The sequence below is a fragment of the Aquamicrobium defluvii genome, from assembly GCF_004363725.1.
In the GTDB taxonomy this organism is placed as follows: Bacteria; Pseudomonadota; Alphaproteobacteria; order Rhizobiales; family Rhizobiaceae; genus Mesorhizobium; species Mesorhizobium defluvii.
The window spans coordinates 33,007-50,163 of sequence record NZ_SNZF01000028.1 but is presented as its reverse complement, the minus strand read 5'-3'; the positions used below and the strand labels follow the sequence as shown (position 1 = coordinate 50,163).

At 64.0% G+C, this 17,157-nt stretch carries 17 protein-coding genes; 1 reads left to right on the top strand and 16 read right to left on the bottom strand.

Annotation, left to right across the window (positions count from 1 at the left end; all coding sequences use genetic code 11):
• Nucleotides 1–189 (top strand): transposase (locus tag DES43_RS17900; RefSeq protein ID WP_133675896.1); only part of this gene is annotated, 189 nt, incomplete at its 5' end.
• Nucleotides 190–296: 107 nt separating this feature from the next.
• On the opposite strand, the gene DES43_RS17895 is transcribed toward DES43_RS17900, so the two are convergent.
• The 16 genes from DES43_RS17895 to DES43_RS17820 form a co-directional block, all read right to left on the bottom strand.
• Nucleotides 297–2,525: an AMP-binding protein gene (locus DES43_RS17895; RefSeq protein ID WP_035025663.1), complete on the bottom strand. Its 2,229-nt coding sequence runs from the start codon at nt 2,523–2,525 to the stop codon at nt 297–299.
• A gap of 228 nt (nt 2,526–2,753) precedes the next feature.
• Nucleotides 2,754–3,380 (bottom strand): hypothetical protein, encoded by a 627-nt coding sequence (locus DES43_RS17890; RefSeq protein ID WP_035025711.1) that lies wholly within the window; start codon nt 3,378–3,380, stop codon nt 2,754–2,756.
• Between the two features lie 95 nt (nt 3,381–3,475).
• Nucleotides 3,476–4,231 (bottom strand): SDR family NAD(P)-dependent oxidoreductase, encoded by a 756-nt coding sequence (locus tag DES43_RS17885; protein ID WP_035025660.1) that lies wholly within the window; start codon nt 4,229–4,231, stop codon nt 3,476–3,478.
• A 27-nt stretch (nt 4,232–4,258) separates the two neighbouring features.
• On the bottom strand, nt 4,259–5,743 hold the full coding sequence (gene purF / locus DES43_RS17880) for an amidophosphoribosyltransferase (protein WP_035025657.1): 1,485 nt from the start codon (nt 5,741–5,743) through the stop codon (nt 4,259–4,261).
• A 90-nt stretch (nt 5,744–5,833) separates the two neighbouring features.
• On the bottom strand, nt 5,834–6,451 hold the full coding sequence (locus DES43_RS17875; RefSeq protein ID WP_035025654.1) for a CvpA family protein: 618 nt from the start codon (nt 6,449–6,451) through the stop codon (nt 5,834–5,836).
• A 27-nt stretch (nt 6,452–6,478) separates the two neighbouring features.
• Entirely contained in the window at nt 6,479–7,897 is a 1,419-nt protein-coding gene (radA, locus tag DES43_RS17870) for a DNA repair protein RadA (protein WP_133675894.1), read from the bottom strand.
• A 65-nt stretch (nt 7,898–7,962) separates the two neighbouring features.
• Nucleotides 7,963–9,453, bottom strand: a complete 1,491-nt coding sequence (locus DES43_RS17865) for a replicative DNA helicase (RefSeq protein ID WP_035025649.1) — start codon at nt 9,451–9,453, stop codon at nt 7,963–7,965.
• Nucleotides 9,454–9,673: 220 nt separating this feature from the next.
• On the bottom strand, nt 9,674–10,645 hold the full coding sequence (locus DES43_RS17860; RefSeq protein ID WP_035025646.1) for a small ribosomal subunit Rsm22 family protein: 972 nt from the start codon (nt 10,643–10,645) through the stop codon (nt 9,674–9,676).
• Nucleotides 10,646–10,647: 2 nt separating this feature from the next.
• Nucleotides 10,648–10,971: a YnfA family protein gene (locus tag DES43_RS17855; protein ID WP_035025644.1), complete on the bottom strand. Its 324-nt coding sequence runs from the start codon at nt 10,969–10,971 to the stop codon at nt 10,648–10,650.
• A 224-nt stretch (nt 10,972–11,195) separates the two neighbouring features.
• The gene (locus DES43_RS17850) at nt 11,196–12,506 is read right to left on the bottom strand and encodes a cyclopropane fatty acid synthase (RefSeq protein WP_035025642.1); all 1,311 of its coding nucleotides are present in this window, start codon (nt 12,504–12,506) and stop codon (nt 11,196–11,198) included.
• Nucleotides 12,507–12,734: 228 nt separating this feature from the next.
• Complete coding sequence (gene rplI, locus DES43_RS17845) at nt 12,735–13,319, bottom strand: 50S ribosomal protein L9 (RefSeq protein WP_035025639.1); 585 nt, start codon at nt 13,317–13,319, stop codon at nt 12,735–12,737.
• Between the two features lie 215 nt (nt 13,320–13,534).
• A complete protein-coding gene (gene rpsR / locus DES43_RS17840) occupies nt 13,535–13,783 on the bottom strand; it encodes a 30S ribosomal protein S18 (RefSeq protein WP_035025637.1) in 249 nt (82 codons plus the stop codon).
• A 3-nt stretch (nt 13,784–13,786) separates the two neighbouring features.
• A complete protein-coding gene (gene rpsF / locus DES43_RS17835) occupies nt 13,787–14,239 on the bottom strand; it encodes a 30S ribosomal protein S6 (RefSeq protein WP_035025634.1) in 453 nt (150 codons plus the stop codon).
• A 381-nt stretch (nt 14,240–14,620) separates the two neighbouring features.
• A complete protein-coding gene (locus DES43_RS17830) occupies nt 14,621–15,802 on the bottom strand; it encodes an MFS transporter (protein WP_035025632.1) in 1,182 nt (393 codons plus the stop codon).
• Between the two features lie 82 nt (nt 15,803–15,884).
• Complete coding sequence (locus DES43_RS17825) at nt 15,885–16,625, bottom strand: NUDIX hydrolase (RefSeq protein WP_035025630.1); 741 nt, start codon at nt 16,623–16,625, stop codon at nt 15,885–15,887.
• 81 nt (nt 16,626–16,706) lie between these two features.
• Complete coding sequence (locus DES43_RS17820; RefSeq protein ID WP_035025628.1) at nt 16,707–17,156, bottom strand: DUF983 domain-containing protein; 450 nt, start codon at nt 17,154–17,156, stop codon at nt 16,707–16,709.
• Between the last annotated feature and the right edge of the window lies 1 nt (nt 17,157).

The window sequence follows — 17,157 nt, the reverse complement described above, 5'->3', positions numbered from 1 at the left end:
CCGCCCTACTCTCCCGACCTCAATCCAATCGAACAGGCCTTCGCCAAGATCAAACACTGGATGCGACAAGCTCAGAAGCGCACCGTCGAGGACACCTGGCGCCACGTCGGCCACCTCGTCGAAACCATCGAGGCAGCCGAATGCAACAACTATTTCCAAAACGCAGGCTACGCTTCCGTCAAAACGTGAAACGCTCTAGAGCATTTGCAGCCAAATGGAAACATTTGGCGTCGCACAAATGCAGTATAAACAAATAGTTAGATCATTTCATCAATTCCGTGAAACGATTAAATGATCTAGGCCGCGCTTCCGGCGCTGAGCCGCTCGATGACCAGATCTCGGGTGGCCCTGTAATCCGTCTTGCCGGAGCCGAGAACCGGGATTTCCGTCACCTTGACGATGTCTCCCGGCACCGCGAGCTCGGCGATGCCTGCCTGCTTGCCGAGTTTTCGCAGGCTTGCCGCATTCGCCTGTGTGGCGGTGGTGACGAGCACGATGCGCTCGCCGCGTCTGCGATCCGGCACGGAGACGATCGCGTGGCTCTCTTCGGGCCACAGAGACTGCACCAGCATTTCGACGGCGCCCAGCGACACCATCTCGCCTGCAATCTTGGCGAAACGCGCCGCGCGTCCGGTAATGGTGATGAAGCCCTCATTGTCGACCTTGACGACGTCGCCGGTGTCCTGCCAGCCATCCGCAAGCGGCCGGAGTTCTCCCGGGCGGTCTGCGGTCATGTAACCCATCATGACATTGGGGCCGGTCAGGAACAGGCGTCCGCCTTCCGGAACGCCTTCGACCGGTTCGATACGCATGCGCATGGCGGGCAGGACCCGGCCGACGGTGCCTTCGCGATTGTGGATGGCCGTGTTGACCGCGACCACCGGGGCGGCTTCGGTGAGGCCGTAACCTTCCAGGATCATGGTACCGAAACGTTCGCTCCAGGCACGGCGGGTTTCCGCCTTCACGGCTTCCGCGCCCGCGACCACGAAGCGCAGGCTGGAAAAATCGCCTTCGGAGGCCGTGCGCGCATATTGCGCAAGGAAAGTGTCGGTGCCGAACATCGCGGTCGGCTTCAGGCGGCGGGCAACCTGCGGAATGAGCTTGTAGTGCAGCGGGGATGGATAGAGGAACAGCTTCATTCCGTTGATCAGCGGCAGCAGCGTGCCCGCCGTCAGGCCGAAGGAATGGAACATCGGCAATATGTTGAGCGCGATGTCGCGACAGGAAACGGTGACCCGGGCCTCACCCTGCATGGCATTCACGATCAGGTTCCGATGCGACAGGACGACCGCTTTCGGCAGACCTTCCGAGCCGGACGTGAACAGGATAACCGCCGGAACGCACGCGTTGTTCCGGTAAACCGGATAGCGCCACAGCAGAGCTGCACGGAACTTGTCGATCCCGGTCACGCCGGTTTGCAAATCCTCCAGCCAAACCAGTTTTGCGCCTGCGGATTCGACCGCCTGAACGACATCGTCGAGCTTTGCCTTCTCCACGAACGCGCGCGAGGAGATGACGATCTGGACGACGGCGGTGCGCATCGCAGCTTCCACATTTGCCGGACCGGCGGTGTAGTTGACCAGCGCGGATACCCGGCCGGCGGAGGCCAGACCAAGCAGGGCAAGAACGGCCGCGCTGCTGTTCGGCAGCATCACGCCGACCGAGTCGCCCGGGTTTGTGAGCTTCGTGAAGCGCGTGCCGAGAATGCGGGCGCCGGTCAGCAATTTTCGATAGCTCAGCCTGTTGCCGGTGGCATCTTCCAGAACAAGATGTCCGGGGCCGAAATGCTCCGCTGCATCGCGTACGGCCTGGAACAGGGTGAGGTCGGGGCTGGTCGCCGCCAGCCGGGCCTCGGCCATTCGGTCGAACAATGCGTGTGCGTTTCTGGTGGCAGGGCTGCCGTTGCGCGCTACCAGTTCCCGCGCGGTCATCGGTTCGAGAACCGAGATGTTGAGCCGGGGGAACCAGCGCCGCAGGGCGGGGGGCTTGCCGGATGCCTGGAAGGGAAGCGCCTGTGCGCCGCCAATGAAGACCGGCACGATGCGGGCGTCCGCCTGCATGGCGATGCGGATGACGGCGCGATAAAGCCGGAATGAGCGCATATCCGGTTCGACAGCCGCAGGCATATAGACTGCCAGCCTTCCCTTGCCCCTGAGCACGCGCACCAGCCGGCGCGACACGAAAACATGCTCGGCATTGAACGTTATGGTGCGGGCGAGTTCGCGCCACGGCTCCAGCCATAGCGATTTTGCCGAAGCCTCGTCCAGAATGTGCAGCGTTTCATCCGGCAACAAGGACAGCATCAGCGCCGGGTCGATCCGCGACTGGTGGGTCACGACATAGACGACGGGGGCCTGAGTTCCGCGAGCGATGCCGATTCGGGAGTCGGAGATGCGGTAGAACAGCTTGAAGGGCGCATAGAGAATGGCTTGTGCGGAACTCAGGCCAAGCCGCACCTTCTCGACAATGGCGGTCAGGCACCACACAAAGGCAATGGCGGCCAATAGCGCGAGGATCAAGGCCATGCGGTGGTTGCTCCCGCCGTTGTGTTCAAAAAAAATCTACGGGCCGATTACGCCCGGAAGTTAACGGAACGCCTGTCCCCGTCAACATGGCGGGCGGAATTTCCACGGCGCAGGCGCGCGGGCCGACCGCGAAAAAGCCGGCCTTCCGGCCGGCTTTCCCGAGGATAGGTGCTGTTTCCGTGTTGCAGGTGATGCGCCTTTTCTCCGGCGCAGCCCTTACGGAGCGCTTCAGTTGGCCGCGAAGCAATAGAACAGGCCGTCGCCGCCGGTTCCCTGCAAGGCTTCCTGGCTGCATCCGCCGCGCGAGGCGTGCGAGGAGTTCCACGACTTTGCTGCGTCCGATTCGTCGAGCCCCATGCGGTCGGAATGGCCGACGATCGCTTCGCCCTCGGCCCCGCTCATCGTCCAGTCGCCGCAGGTCCTGCCCTCGGCTTTCGTGCCGTCCGGGTTCGAGCCGGTGAGGATGTCATGGCGGTTGGGGCTGTCGCCGCGACCGTTGATGACCTCGCCCTTCTCGTTCAGCGCCGTCTGCTTGGTGATGTTGTTGCCCTCGCCATGCAGGGAGGCGACATCATCGGCGATCTTCTCGCCCTTGGCGTTGAGCCATGGGCCTGCGCCGATGCGGTCGCGTGCATCCGTGTCGCCGGTCGAAAGGTAGGCGCGCCACGTTTTGCCGCTGACGCCAGCCGCTTCGGCGAGCGAGGCGCAATGCGCGTCGGCTCCGTCGAGACCACCCAGGTCGGCGCCCTTGCCGGACCCCTGGCTGGTGACGAAGAAGCTCATCGAATTGTCCTGTGCCAGCGCCGTGCCGCCGGTGGCGAGGGTCAGGGCGGCCATAAGCAGGAATTTACGCATGATGGTGTCCTCCGGCTTGAAGATGGGATTGGTGCCGGAAAACGATATGAGGCCGCCAAAGGGCCGGCCAGTCACGACTTCGTGTGAAAAACAGCCTATTCCGGCATCCGGTAGGACACCCAGCGGTCATGCCGTGCCTGATAGATCTCGCCGGTCCGTGTCAGCTCCGGGCTGGCCAGCCCCACGATGCGGGCGGCGATCTCGGAAGGATGCGGCAGCGAATTGGGATCTTCCCCGGGAACGGCGAGCGCGCGCATGGCGGTGCGGGTCGCGCCGGGGTCGACCGCATTGATGCGCAGCGGATAATTGCGGGATTCATCTGCCCATGACCGCACCATAGCCTCGACAGCAGCCTTGGAAGCGGCATAAGGCCCCCAGAAGGCGCGCGCGGAATGAGCTGCACCTGAAGACAAAACGATGGCCCGGCCGGCATCCGACTGGCGCAGCAGCGGGTCGACAGAGCGGATCAGCCGCCATGTCGAGGTGACATTGACGGTCATCACCTTGTCGAACACCTTGGCCTCGACATGGCCGAGCGGGGCGATCACCCCCAGCACCCCGGCATTGGCGACCAGTATGTCGAGCTTGCCCCAGCGCTCGTGGATCGCGCCGCCGAGGCGGTCGATGCCTTCCATGTCGGTCAGATCGAGGGGCACCAGCGTGGCTTCGCCCTTGCCGGTGCGCGCCCTTTCGGCCTTGATCTCGTCGTCGAGTTCCTCAAGCCCGCCCACCGTGCGCGCCACCGCGATTACATGCGCGCCGGCGGCCGCCAGATGCCTTGCGAGAAAATAACCGATGCCGCGCGAAGCGCCCGTCACCACAGCCGTACGGCCCGTCAGGTCGATGTTCATGCCTGTCCTCTGGATGCCTGCAAGGATTCAGCCGTTGCTGGCAAGCAGCGACAGCGTGTGCACATTGCTCTCGCCGTCCTGATCGACGAGGCGGGTCGGGTATTCACCCGTGAAATAGTGATCGGTGAAAGCGGGCGCTTGCGGGTCCCGGGGCTTGCCGCCGACAGCCTTGTATAGCCCGTCGATGGAAAGGAATGCCAGCGAATCCGCGCCGATATAGCGGCACATGGAATCGAGATCCTTGTGCTGGTTGGCCAGCAGCTTGTCCGCGTCCGGCGTGTCGATGCCGTAGAAATCCGGATGGTAGATCATCGGGCTAGCCACGCGCAGATGCACTTCCGTTGCGCCGGCGTCACGGATCATCTGCACGATCTTGACCGAGGTCGTGCCGCGCACGACGGAATCGTCCACCAGCACCACGCGCTTTCCCTCGATCATGGCGCGGTTGGCGGAGTGTTTCAGCTTCACGCCGAGCGCCCTGATGTGCTGTGTCGGCTCGATGAAGGTGCGGCCGACATAATGGTTGCGGATGATGCCGTATTCGAACGGGATGCCGCTCGCCTGCGCGAAACCGAGTGCCGCCGGCGTGCCGCCGTCCGGCACCGGCACCACCACATCGGCCTCGACGGGTGCTTCGGCAGCCAGGTTCTTGCCCATGTTCTTGCGCGCCACATAGACGCTGCGGCCGCCGACCACGGAATCGGGCCGCGCGAAATAGACATATTCGAACAGGCACAGGCGTTCGGGCTGAGGCTTTTCGGGTTTTATCGCCTCGGTGGTGATGGTGCCGTCCTTCTGGATCTCGCAGATCACCACTTCGCCGTTCTCGATGTCGCGCACATATTTCGCGCCGATGATGTCGAGCGCACAGGTCTCCGAGCAGAAGATCGGCTTTCCGTCGAGTTCGCCCATCACCAGCGGGCGTATGCCGACAGCATCGCGCGCGGCGATGAGCTTTGTGCGGGTCAGCGCGATCATGGCGTAGCCGCCCTCCACCTGCCGGATGGCGTCCACGAAGCGGTCGGAGGAGGAGGAGTGGCGCGAGCGCGCGATCATGTGCAACACGACCTCGGTGTCGGATGTCGCCTGAAAGATGGCGCCCGAGGCGATAAGCTGTTTGCGCAACGTGATGCCGTTGGTGAAATTGCCGTTATGCGCGATGGCGATGCCGCCCACTTCCAGTTCCGCAAACAGCGGCTGCACGTTGCGCAGGATCGTCTCGCCGGTCGTCGAATAGCGCACATGGCCGATGGCGCGGTCACCGGGCAGCCGGTGCAGCGTGGCGGCGTCGGTGAAATGATCGCCGACGAGGCCCATGTGCCGCTCCGAATGAAAGCGCCGGTCGTGATAGGATACGATGCCCGCTGCTTCCTGACCGCGATGCTGGAGCGCGTGCAGACCGAGAGCCGTCAGCGCGGCGGCGTCCTTATGGCCAAGAATGCCGAACACGCCGCATTCTTCATGCAAATGATCGTCGTCTTCGGCAACGAGTGCGCCAAGTTCATCCGCCATAAGCTCAAGCTCCGCTAAAGCCGGTATATAGAACCTCGGCCGTTCCGGAGCAACGCGGAAGTTCGTCGCGCCCCCGGAGCACGGTTTTTATCAGTTGGCGTCGTCTGCGGGAGGCGCGCCGGCACCCTCGTCCTGGCCCGCGTCGGGGGCAACCGCTGTTCCCGGTGCAGCCGGTGCCGTGCTCTCGGGCGACTGGCCGTCGCGCTGAAGCCGTTTCAGGATGGCGTTTTCCGGGTCTTCGGGCAGCAGGCTTTCCAGCTTGGCCCCGACCGACTCCAGCAGCGGGCGCGACTTGGCGTCGGCAATCCATGTCGGTGCGCGATCTCCGGCCAGCCAGTTGAAGAACAGCAGGCCCACAGCGACCACAAGGATGCCGCGTGCCGCGCCGTAGAGAAAGCCCAGCGTGCGGTCGAGCGCGCCGATGCGGGAATCGATGATGAAATCCGCGATCTTCATGGTGATGACGGTGACAACGATCAGGGCGATGACGAACACGATGGCCGCGGCCGCGGCCATGGCGATCTTCTCGTTGTCGATATAGGGCTGCACATAAGGCAGGACCGGCTTGTAGAAGAAGTAGGCTGCCGCTGCCGAAGCCGCCCAGGAGGCGATCGACAGAACCTCGCGCGAGAAACCCCGCACCATGGCGAGCATCGCGGAGACAAGGGTGAAGCCGACGAGGATTCCGTCAAGCAGCGTAATCGGCATGGTCTTCGCCCCACTTCATGAGCAGTGTCATTCGTCGTCCGGGGCACGGCTGCGGCGCGAGCCGGCTATGCGTGCCACGAGGTCGGCAAGTTCGGCAGGCCGGAAATGTCCGGCACCCGTCCCGCCGGAAATCTCCTCGCCACTCCGGGCTCCCGCCAACGGAAGAACCGCTCTTGCGAACCCCAGCTTTTCGGCTTCCTTGAGGCGCTGCTGCGCATGCGCAACCGGCCTTATGGCCCCCGAAAGGCTGATTTCGCCGAAATAGACGCAATCGGCCGGCAGGGCAAGACCGGTGAGGGAGGAAACCAGAGCCGCCGCCACGGCGAGGTCCGCGCCCGGTTCCGTGATCCGGTAGCCGCCGGCGACGTTGAGATAGACATCATGTTGCGAGAAGCGGACGCCGCAATGTGCTTCCAGGACGGCCAGAACCATCGAAAGACGCGCATTGTCCCAGCCGACCACGGCACGGCGCGGCGTGCCGAGCGGGGAGGGGGCGACGAGCGCCTGTATCTCCACCAGAACCGGGCGCGTGCCCTCCATGCCGGCGAACACGGCGGCTCCCGGCGCCTTGGCATGGCGCTCCCCGAGAAACAGCTCCGATGGATTGTCCACCTCGCGAAGGCCCTTGTCCGACATCTCGAACACGCCGATCTCGTCGGTGGGGCCGAAACGGTTCTTCACCGTGCGCAGGATGCGATAGTGGTGACCGCCTTCGCCTTCGAAGTAAAGCACGCCGTCGACCATGTGCTCGACCACGCGCGGGCCGGCGATCTGGCCCTCCTTGGTGACATGTCCGACCAGAACCACGGCAGCCCCGGTTGACTTGGCGTAACGGATCATCGCCTGCGCGGACGCGCGCACCTGCGTCACCGTCCCGGGCGCGGAATCGGCAAGGTCGGTCCACAGCGTCTGGATCGAATCGAGGATGACGAGGTCGGGCCGCTTGCCGTCGGCGATGGTGGCGAGGATATCCTCCACATTCGTTTCCGCCGCGAGTTCGACGGGGGTGTGCGCGACGCCCAGCCGCTGCGCCCGCAGCCTGATCTGCGCGACCGCTTCCTCTCCGGACACATAGACGATGCGGTGTCCCTGTCTTGCGAGCGCGGCCGCAGCCTGTGTCAGAAGCGTGGATTTTCCTATGCCGGGATCGCCGCCCACGAGCAGGGCGGAACCCCGCACGAAGCCGCCGCCGGTGGCGCGGTCGAGTTCGCCGATGCCCGAGACGATGCGCGGCGCATCCTCGATGTCGCCAGCCAGCGAGGTGAGCGCGACGGCGCGGCCCTTGCGCACGCTGCGCAGCGAAGCGGGGCCTGCACCGATGCCGCCGGCCGTGCCTTCCTCGATGAGCGTGTTCCACTCGCCGCAGGAATCGCATTTGCCGGCCCAGCGCTGGTGCACGGCGCCGCAATTCTGGCAGATGAACTGGGTGCGCGGCGCTTTCGCCATCCTATGCTCCCGTATGGGGGAGCGTGAGGCACCCGCCATCAAAGTTCAGGGAATGTGCCAAAACCCTACTCGAACCTCTCCGGCAGGTGGCTGTCTTCGGCGAGGTCGAAGAAGCGCGTGAACTCGCCCTGGAAGCCGAGCTGCACGGTGCCCGTGGGGCCGTGACGCTGCTTGGCGACGATCACCTCGGCCTTGCCGCGCGCCTCGTTCATATCGTTTTCCCACTTGATGTGGTCTTCGGTGCCGAGCTTGGGTTCCTTGTTCTTGAGGTAATATTCCTCGCGATAGACGAACAGCACCACGTCGGCGTCCTGCTCGATGGAGCCCGACTCGCGCAGGTCGGAAAGCTGCGGGCGCTTGTCATCGCGGCTTTCCACCTGACGCGAGAGCTGGGAGAGCGCGATGATCGGCACGCCGAGCTCCTTGGCCAGCGCCTTCAGGCCGGTGGTGATCTCGGTCACCTCCTGCACGCGGCCCTGGCTGGCCTTTGCGGAAGAGCCCTGCATGAGCTGGATATAGTCGATGACGATGACATCGAGGCCGCGCTGGCGCTTCAGCCGCCGGGCGCGTGCCGCAAGCTGGGCGATGGAGATACCGCCCGTCTGGTCGATGAACAGCGGAATCTTCTGCATGGTCTGCGAACAGGCCACCAGCTTCTCGAAGTCCATTTCCGAAATCTCGCCGCGCCGGATCTTGGAGGAGGAGATTTCCGTCTGCTCGGAAATGATACGGGTGGCGAGCTGCTCCGACGACATTTCGAGCGAGAAGAAGCCGACCACGCCGCCATTCGCGGCCTTGAACGAGCCGTCCGCCTGCTGGGCCGGCTGATAGGCTTCAGCGATATTGAAGGCGATGTTTGTCGCGAGCGAGGTCTTGCCCATGCCGGGACGCCCCGCCAGCACGATAAGGTCGGAAGCCTGCAAGCCGCCCATTCGCTTGTCGAGGTCGCGCAGGCCGGTGGCGATGCCTGAAAGGCCGCCGTCGCGCATATAGGCGGCATTGGCCATGTCCACGGCGGTCTTGATGGCGTCGGAGAAGCTCTCGAACCCGCCGTCGTAGCGGCCGGTCTCGGCCAGCTCGAACAGCCGCCGCTCGGCATCCTCGATCTGCTCGGACGGCGACATGTCGACGGGCGCGTCATAGGCGATGTTGACCATGTCCTCGCCGACCGTGATCAGCGCCCGGCGCGTGGCGAGGTCGTAGATGGCGCGGCCATAGTCGGCGGCATTGATGACGGTGACCGCCTCCGCCGCCAGCCGGGCGAGGTACTGCACCACCGTCATGTCGCCTACCTTCTCCTCGGCGGGCAGGAAGGTCTTCATGGTCACCGGATTGGCCATCTTGCCCATGCGGATGAGCTCCGAGGCGACCTCGAAGATCTTGCGGTGCAGGGGTTCGTAGAAATGAGTGGCCTTGAGGAAGTCGGAGACGCGGTAGAACGAATCGTTGTTGACCAACATGGCGCCCAGCAGCGCCTGCTCGGCCTCGATATTGTTGGGCGCCTCGCGGTAGAGCGGCGTTTCCGCTGTTGCCAGTTTGCGTGCTGCCTCTGCCATGATTCCCTCGGGTTGCCGATGCCTGTGGTTAGCAGACGAAGGATCGCCTGAGTCGATCTGTTCCCCACAATCTGCCTGCTGCGCACATGATCCACAGCCAATACGCACCATCCACAGAAGTATGACGGGGCAGGGCCGGTTTCGGGCAGAATCAGGTTGACTCCGGAACGCTGCCGAATCCTAGCAATGGCGCTTGAACATATCAAGAACAAGCCGTGCGCTATTCGGCGAGGGCATCGCCCCAGTCCAGGCGTTTTGCCCTTTTGAACATATCGCCGTCGCGCCTGGTGAAAAGCCGTGCGCAGGCGCTGCCATCGGGGTGGCACAATTTCAGCTCCACCTTGCCGGAGCCACCTCTCGGCGGGGCGAGCACACGCATTTGCGGCCGTTCATCTGCGGGCGATCTGCGCGATACGGCAATGTAGGCGAATTTCTCGTCCTCCCACGGCACGTCGGCATCCTTTACGAGGCGATGGATGCGCGAACGCGCGAGGCGGCGCGAGAAATGGCACCAGTCCGGCTCCGCGAGCGGGCAGGGCGCGGCATGAGGGCAGGGCGCCAGCACATGCGCGCCGGCTTCGATCAGTCGGGCGCGGCAGGCAAGGATGCGCCGCCAGCCGGCCGGCGTGCCGGGCTCGACGATCAGGAGCGTGTCGGCGGCCAGTGCCCAGAGCCGGTCGACCAGCGCCGCAAGGGCGGCGGGCTCCAGTTCGTCGAGCACATAGGCGCAGGTGACGAGATCGGCCTGCGGCAGGCCGGGCAGGTCCGTCGTCGCGTCGCCGCCTATCCAGTCGCTTTCGAGAGCGAGATGGCCGGCAAGATGCTGGCCTGCATGGCGCGCCGGCACGCTGGCTTCGAGAAGGGTGGCATGGCCAAGGTCCGGCCAGGTATCGGCTGCCGCCCACAATAATGTTCCGGGGCCCGCGCCGATATCGAGCAGCGTCTGCGGCGACCAGCCCGGCCTTGCCTCGGCGACTGCCTCAAGGCTGGCGCGTGCCGCTGCAAAGGTGGCGGGAAGGCGCGTGGCCAGATAGGCCTTCACCGCCAGTTCTTCCGACATATGCAGGCGCCCGTCGCGCAGTTCCGCCCGGTAGCGCTCCGAAAGCGTCCGCGCGGCCTGCTTCAGCGCCGCGACAGGCGTGTCCTCAAGCAGCGCGTCGACCGCTGCGCGCAAGGCCGGAGGCAATTGCACCTTCAGGCTCCGCGCGGTCCGAGCAGGATGAGCGAGGCGCCTGCAACGCAGACGACGGCTCCGGCGATGTCCCACTTGTCGGGGCGCAGGCCCTCCGCGAACCATAGCCAGCAGAGAGAGGCGGCGATGTAGATGCCGCCATAGGCGGCATAGGTGCGTCCGGCCGCGGCGCTGTCCACCTGTGCCAGAAGCCATGCGAACAGCATGAGCGAAGCCACGCCCGGCACCAGCCACAGCGCCGATTTGCCGAGCCGCCACCATGCCCAGAAGGCGAAGCAGCCGGCAATCTCGGCAAGCGCGGCGGCAGCGTAGATCAGGTAGACCATTTCCGTTTCCTGCGGGCGGGAAAGGGCCTTATTCACCGTGCGCAGGAAGGTTGGCAAGCCCGATCTTCGATGGCGCGATCCGAAGCCCTCGAACGGTCCGCCGATGTGGTGAGATGGATTGCCGGCGCTCCCCATCCGCTTCGCTCATTTCTAGTCCGGGAATGACGTGCCGATTTAAGCTTTCCTGCTATTCCCGGTCCTGAAGCGAACGGCATGCACATGCCTCACGGCTTCCCGGCGATTTTCCGGTTGCGAGGCCGCGGCGCGTTCACTGGCTCCGGCCGGTCCCCGGCCACTTCCTTGCCATGCGCCCTTTCGTGCATCTCCAGCGCTTTTTCGCATTTGGAGATGTAGTCGCGGGTGATCGGCAGCGCGTCGTTCTCGCGGGTGAGCTGGATCTGGAAATTGACCAGGTCCTGCCAGCGGAACGAAGCTTCCGAGCCCGACAGGTAGAACTCCCACATGCGGCAGAAGCGTTCGTCGTAGATCGCCTTAACCTTGTCGCGGTTGGCAAGGAACCGCTCGCGCCAGTGCCTGAGCGTGTCCGCATAATGAAGCCGCAGGATTTCGATGTCGGTGATCGCAAGCCCCGACTTCTCGATCGCCGGCATGATCTCGGACAATGCGGGGATGTAGCCGCCAGGGAAGATGTGCTTGCGGATGAAGGCGTTGGTGGTGGTCGGCGGTGCGGTGCGGCCGATGGTGTGCAGAAGCATCACGCCGTCGGGTTTCAGCAGGGTGGCGCATTTGTCGAAGAAGGTCTGGTACTGGTTGATCCCGACATGCTCGAACATGCCGACCGACACGATGCGGTCGAAGCGTTCCGACAGGTCGCGATAATCGCGAATCTCGAAATGAACATGCCGGTCGAGGCCCTCGGCCTGCGCCCGCTCGGTTGCCACCTGATGCTGCTCGCTGGAAAGGGTCACGCCCAGCACATCCGCCTCGAAGGTGCGGGCGATGTAGAGGCCCATTCCGCCCCAGCCGCAGCCGATGTCGAGCACGGTCTGGCCGGGCTTGATGCGCAGCTTGGAGGCGATGTGCCGCTTCTTGGCGAGTTGAGCCTCATCCAGCGTCATGTCGGGCCGCTCGAAATAGGCGCAGGAATATTGCATGTCGTCGTCGAGGAAGAGTTTGTAAAGTTCGCCCGACAGATCGTAATGATGCTCGACATTCTTCTTCGAGCGGCGGTGCGTATTCAGTTGCTGCAACGGCCGGAAGGCGAGGCGTGCCGTATTGAGCAGCTTGCCCCAGTTCGAGTCGGTCCAGGAAATGCCCATGTTCCGGTAGACCAGATGCAGGAAGCCGAGAACGTCGCCTTCGGCGAAGTCGAGCTCCTGTTCCATGAAAGCTTCCGGAATGGCCAGCGAGGGATGCAGGGCGATGGCGCGCTCCGCCCGTCTGGTATGGATCACGATATGAACCCTGTCGCCGGTTCCGTCACCGAAAGTGCGTGTGGCACCATTTGGTCCGGTCACCGTCAAATTGCCGGTGTGGACGACTTTATCGATAATCCGTTGCAGCAAAATATTCATCGCCAACCTCTTCCTGCGCAAATTCCCGGGTGCCGGAAACGGCACAGGGGCGCTCTCTGCCAAAGAGTCGGACGGCTTCATCGCTAACGTGGAACGGTGAAACGGTCCAGGACAGCACTGATGTGCAATCTTGCAGAAACGGGACCCGTTTGAAAAGTTCCATGCTGGCATAAAAAAACCCGGGCAGAGCCCGGGTTCTTGGTCCAGTACGCAGGGGAAGCGCGAAACTTACGCTTCTTCCTCGCCCTCTTCGAACTCTGCATTGGGATCGAAGAAATTGTCCGGGCGAGCGTTCTCGTTGATGTCTTCGCCATAGATGGCCTCGGCGGTGGTGAGCATTTCGCCGCGGGCCTGACGCTCGGCCTCATCGGTCGAGCGGGCGATGTTCAGCGTGATCGTGACTTCCACCTCGGGGTGCAGCGCGATCGCGATGTTGGTGAGGCCGATGGTCTTGATCGGGTGGTTGAGCTCGACCTGGTTGCGGGCCACGCTGAAGCCTTCTTCCGAAAGAATGTCGGCGATGTCGCGGGTCGAAACCGAACCGTAGAGCTGGCCGGTTTCACCCGCCGAACGGACGACGATGAAGGTGGTGCCGTCGAGCTTCTCGGCAACGGCCTCGGCTTCGGACTTGCGCTCGAGGTTGCGGGCCTCGAGCTGGGCGCGCTGGCCTTCGAACTTCTTCTTGTTGGCTTCGTTGGCGCGCAGCGCCTTGCCCTTGGGCAGCAGGAAATTGCGCGCGAAACCGTCCTTGACCTTGACGGTGTCGCCCATCTGGCCGAGGCGCGCGATGCGTTCGAGAAGGATGACTTCCATGTTCTTGTCCTTTCAGACCTTGGGTTGGCTTATAGGGCCAATGCGAAAGGGACAGTCAGGAAAGGTCGATGGCGCGGTGCGCCCTGTTCGCTGTCCTGCCCGTCCGAGGCAGTTAGGGGACGATGAAGCGACCCCAACCCGGGATTTGCATGTATCCTCAACCGTGCCCGTCACGGCTGGGCGGAGCGGACGGCAAGCCGCCCGCTCCGGAAATTCTAGCGCACCAGATAGGGCAGCAGGCCGAGGAAGCGGGCGCGCTTGATCGCCTTGGCGAGCTCGCGCTGCTTCTTCTGGCTGACGGCGGTGATGCGCGATGGCACGATCTTGCCGCGCTCGGAAATGTAGCGCTGCAGCAGACGCACGTCCTTGTAGTCGATCTTCGGGGCGTTGGCGCCGGAGAACGGGCAGGTCTTGCGGCGACGATGGAACGGGCGCCGGGTCGGGATCTGGTTGATGTCGACCATCGATTACTCTCCTTCGCCTTCGCGCGGACGGCGCGGGCCCCGATCACCACGGTCGCGGTCGCCACCGCGATCGCCACGATCACGGTCGCCGAAGCGCGGACGGTCACCGAAATTGCCACGCTCGGAGCGCTCCTCGCGCTTCTGCATCATGGCCGACGCGCCTTCCTCGTGCTGCTCGACCTTGATGGTCATGAAGCGCAGGATGTCTTCCGACAGGCCCATCTGGCGCTCCAGCTCGTTGAGAGCCGGGGGCGGGCAGGTGAGGTCCATCAGCGTGTAGTAAGCCTTCCGGTTCTTCTTGATCCGGTAGGTGAGGGACTTCAGTCCCCAGTTCTCGACCCGGCCAACCGAGCCGCCGCCTTCGGAGATGATGCCCTTGAAACGTTCAACGAGCTCATCGACCTGCTGCTGCGACAGATCCTGCCGGGCAAGAAACACATGTTCGTAAAGAGCCATTGTCTTGCCTTTCTTCGTTTCTCTCCCGGTTCCCGACGGCTAAAGCCTCTGCAACTTCTCTTGACCCGCCGATTTCCCGGTAAGGGGGCGAGGAAGAAAGGAGCATGAACGAGACGGTCGAGAGCGGAGACACGGGAGGCAGAAGCGCTTTCGGCTTCCTGTCGAAGGCTTCGAAAAACCCACGGCCCTCCGTTCAGCCCCCAATCGGGACCGGCAGATTGAGGGCGTCTATATAGGAAAACGGCCGGAACGCAACCCCGGCGGGCCATCATTGGGCGTCATGTCGCCCGCGATGCACCGGCAGTTTTGTGCTGGGAACTTCTCAGCAAGGTGCCGCCGCATCCGTTGACGCCATGCCTCATGCCGCGATGTCCGAATCGGTCAGCGGGTGGAGCGGATCAGCAGCCGGCCGATGGAGAGCACCATATAGCCGCCGAAGAACACGGCCAGCGACCAGCCGAAGCCCGGCGGGCCGAACAGGTCCATGCCGATGCCGACTGCCTGCGGGCCGATGACCATGCCGATGCCGTAGCACAGCACGAATGCGGCGTTGGCGGAGGCCAGCTCATGGCCTGAAAGCTGGGAGCCCAGATGGGCGAGCCCCACAGTGTAGAGCGCCGCCACCACGCCGCCCCACAGGAACAGCAGGCCGGCCATCAGATGCCAGTTCTGGGCGAACAGCGGCATGAAGGCCGTGCCGACCAGTCCGACGCTTGCGCAAAGGAGCAGCAGATAGCGGCGGTCGGAAACCTTGTCGCTGATCATGCCGATGGGAATTTGCATCATGACGTTGCCAAGGCCGATCATGGTCAGGAGCAGCGCCGCATCCGCTTCGGAATAGCCGATCCTGTTGCCATAGACCGGGAAGAGCGCGAAACCGCCGGTCTCCACCGCGCCGAACACGAGGACGGCAGCGGTGGCTGTCGGCACCAGCCAGATATAGCGCAGGAAGCCGGTTTTCGTTTCTCCGTCCGTGTGGATCGGGGGGCTTTCCTTGCGCGCGGCAATGATCGGGATGGCCGCCAGCGCGACCAGTGCGACGGTGACGCCGAATGGCATGAAACCGGAGCTTCCAAGCCTGGAGAACAGCCAGGGGCCGGCCGCAAACCCGAGCGACAGCACCGTGGCGTAGATGCCCAGAACCAGGCCGCGCCGATGCGGAGGGGCCGATGCGCTGATCCAGAATTCCGAAAGGATGAAGAGCACCGTCAGTGACAGATGCAGCGCGGCGCGCAGCGGAAACCACATCCAGAAAGCGGGAGCGAAGTAGAATCCCACGAAGGCCAGCGCTCCGGTCACGATCATGGCGAGCATGGTCCATGCCACGCCGAATCTCGTGGCGAGCGGCGTGGCCATCGGCGCGGCCGCGATGGAGGCAATTCCTGCTATCGCGGTGTTCAGCCCGATCATGGAGGCAGAATGACCGCGCGTTTCCAGAATGATGGAAAGAAGCGGCATGCCGAGCCCGATGGCGATGCCGACGGCGCTGATCGCCGCGATGGCGGCAATCATCGGCAGCCATTGCACGCGTGCTGCCTCGCAGGCGTCAGCCGTGCCTGTCATTGTGCGCTTGTCCGGCGTGGAGAGGATATCCGGCAGCCAGCTCGCGGAAGAGGTTTCTGTGACAGCAACGCAGTAATCCCGATCAGAGAAGATCGCGCACAAAGCGGTTGTTGAGCATGCGGTAGAACGGCACCGGGCCACCGGGGCTCAGGCGCGGGTCGTCGGCGAGCCGCTTCTGGACTTCTTCCAGAATGGTGCGGGTGATGGCGGGAACGTCGGCCTGGCGTGCTTCGTCGAGCGGCAGCCATACCAGCTCTTCAAGCTCGTTGGTGGGCCCCCCCTGTGGTAGCTCCACCGCAACGTCGTCGCGGAAGGCGGCAAGGAAGCGGGTATCGAAGCGGCGAACGCGGCCGGGCGGGGTGACGGCGCGCGCGACGAAGCGCAGTCCTTGCAGCGATGGCATCACGCCGTGTTCGGCAAAGCCCTGCCAGTCCGGCCGGGAGGTGGAAAAAGCGGCCTTGCTCCCGATCAGAAGGCCGGCCTCTTCGTAGGTTTCGCGGATCGCCGACAGGGCGATGGCGCGGGCGCGCATGGGCGTCGTGCGGGTTGCGCGTACCGTCAGTTTCGCTTCTTCGGCAGGGTGCAGGCCATGGGCCACCGGCACGCGTCCGTCGCCCGGATCGGTGCGCCCGCCGGGAAAAACGAACTTGCCCGGCATGAACACGTGGCTCGAATGGCGCCGGCCCATGAGCACGCGAAACGCGCCGCCCTGCCGGTCCAGGAGCAGAAGCGTCGCCGCATCGCGCGGTCGCAGGGGCGGCGCCTTCGTTTCCATCGATGCGCCCTCCACCTTGTCGACTTCAGCTTTGGTCATACCTTGCATGGCAATCGACCTAGCCGAAAGCGGCCCGTGACGGAAGGGCTGTTTTCGGATTTGCCCTCGTGCCACCGGAAGGCCGCAAGCCTAGGCTTCCGGATGGGCCTCGATGTGGTCGGGCTCGCCGCCGAAGCCATGCATGTAGAGCGCCCATTGCAGGCCGATGACCGCGCCCTTGATCGGCTGAAGCATGGCCAGGGCAAGTATCAGCGTCAGCGGCGCCCAGACGGCGAAATGGAGCCACATGGGCCAGACGTAGCGCATTTCCACAGCCATGAAGCCGGCGATGACGATGTGGCCGACCACGACGATGTCGAGATAGGCGGGAAGGTCGTCGGCCCTGTGGTGGCTGATTTCCTCGCCGCAGACCGAGCACTTGTCGACCGGTTTCACGAAGGCGCGAAACAGCTTGCCTTCGCCGCAGTTCGGGCAGCGGCTCAGCAACCCCCGCCTCATGGCTTCGCCAAGCGGCCTCGCGGGCCTCGATGGCTGCTGGTTGCCGCCGAAAACCTGCTTTTCGGTGCTGCCTGTGCTCATG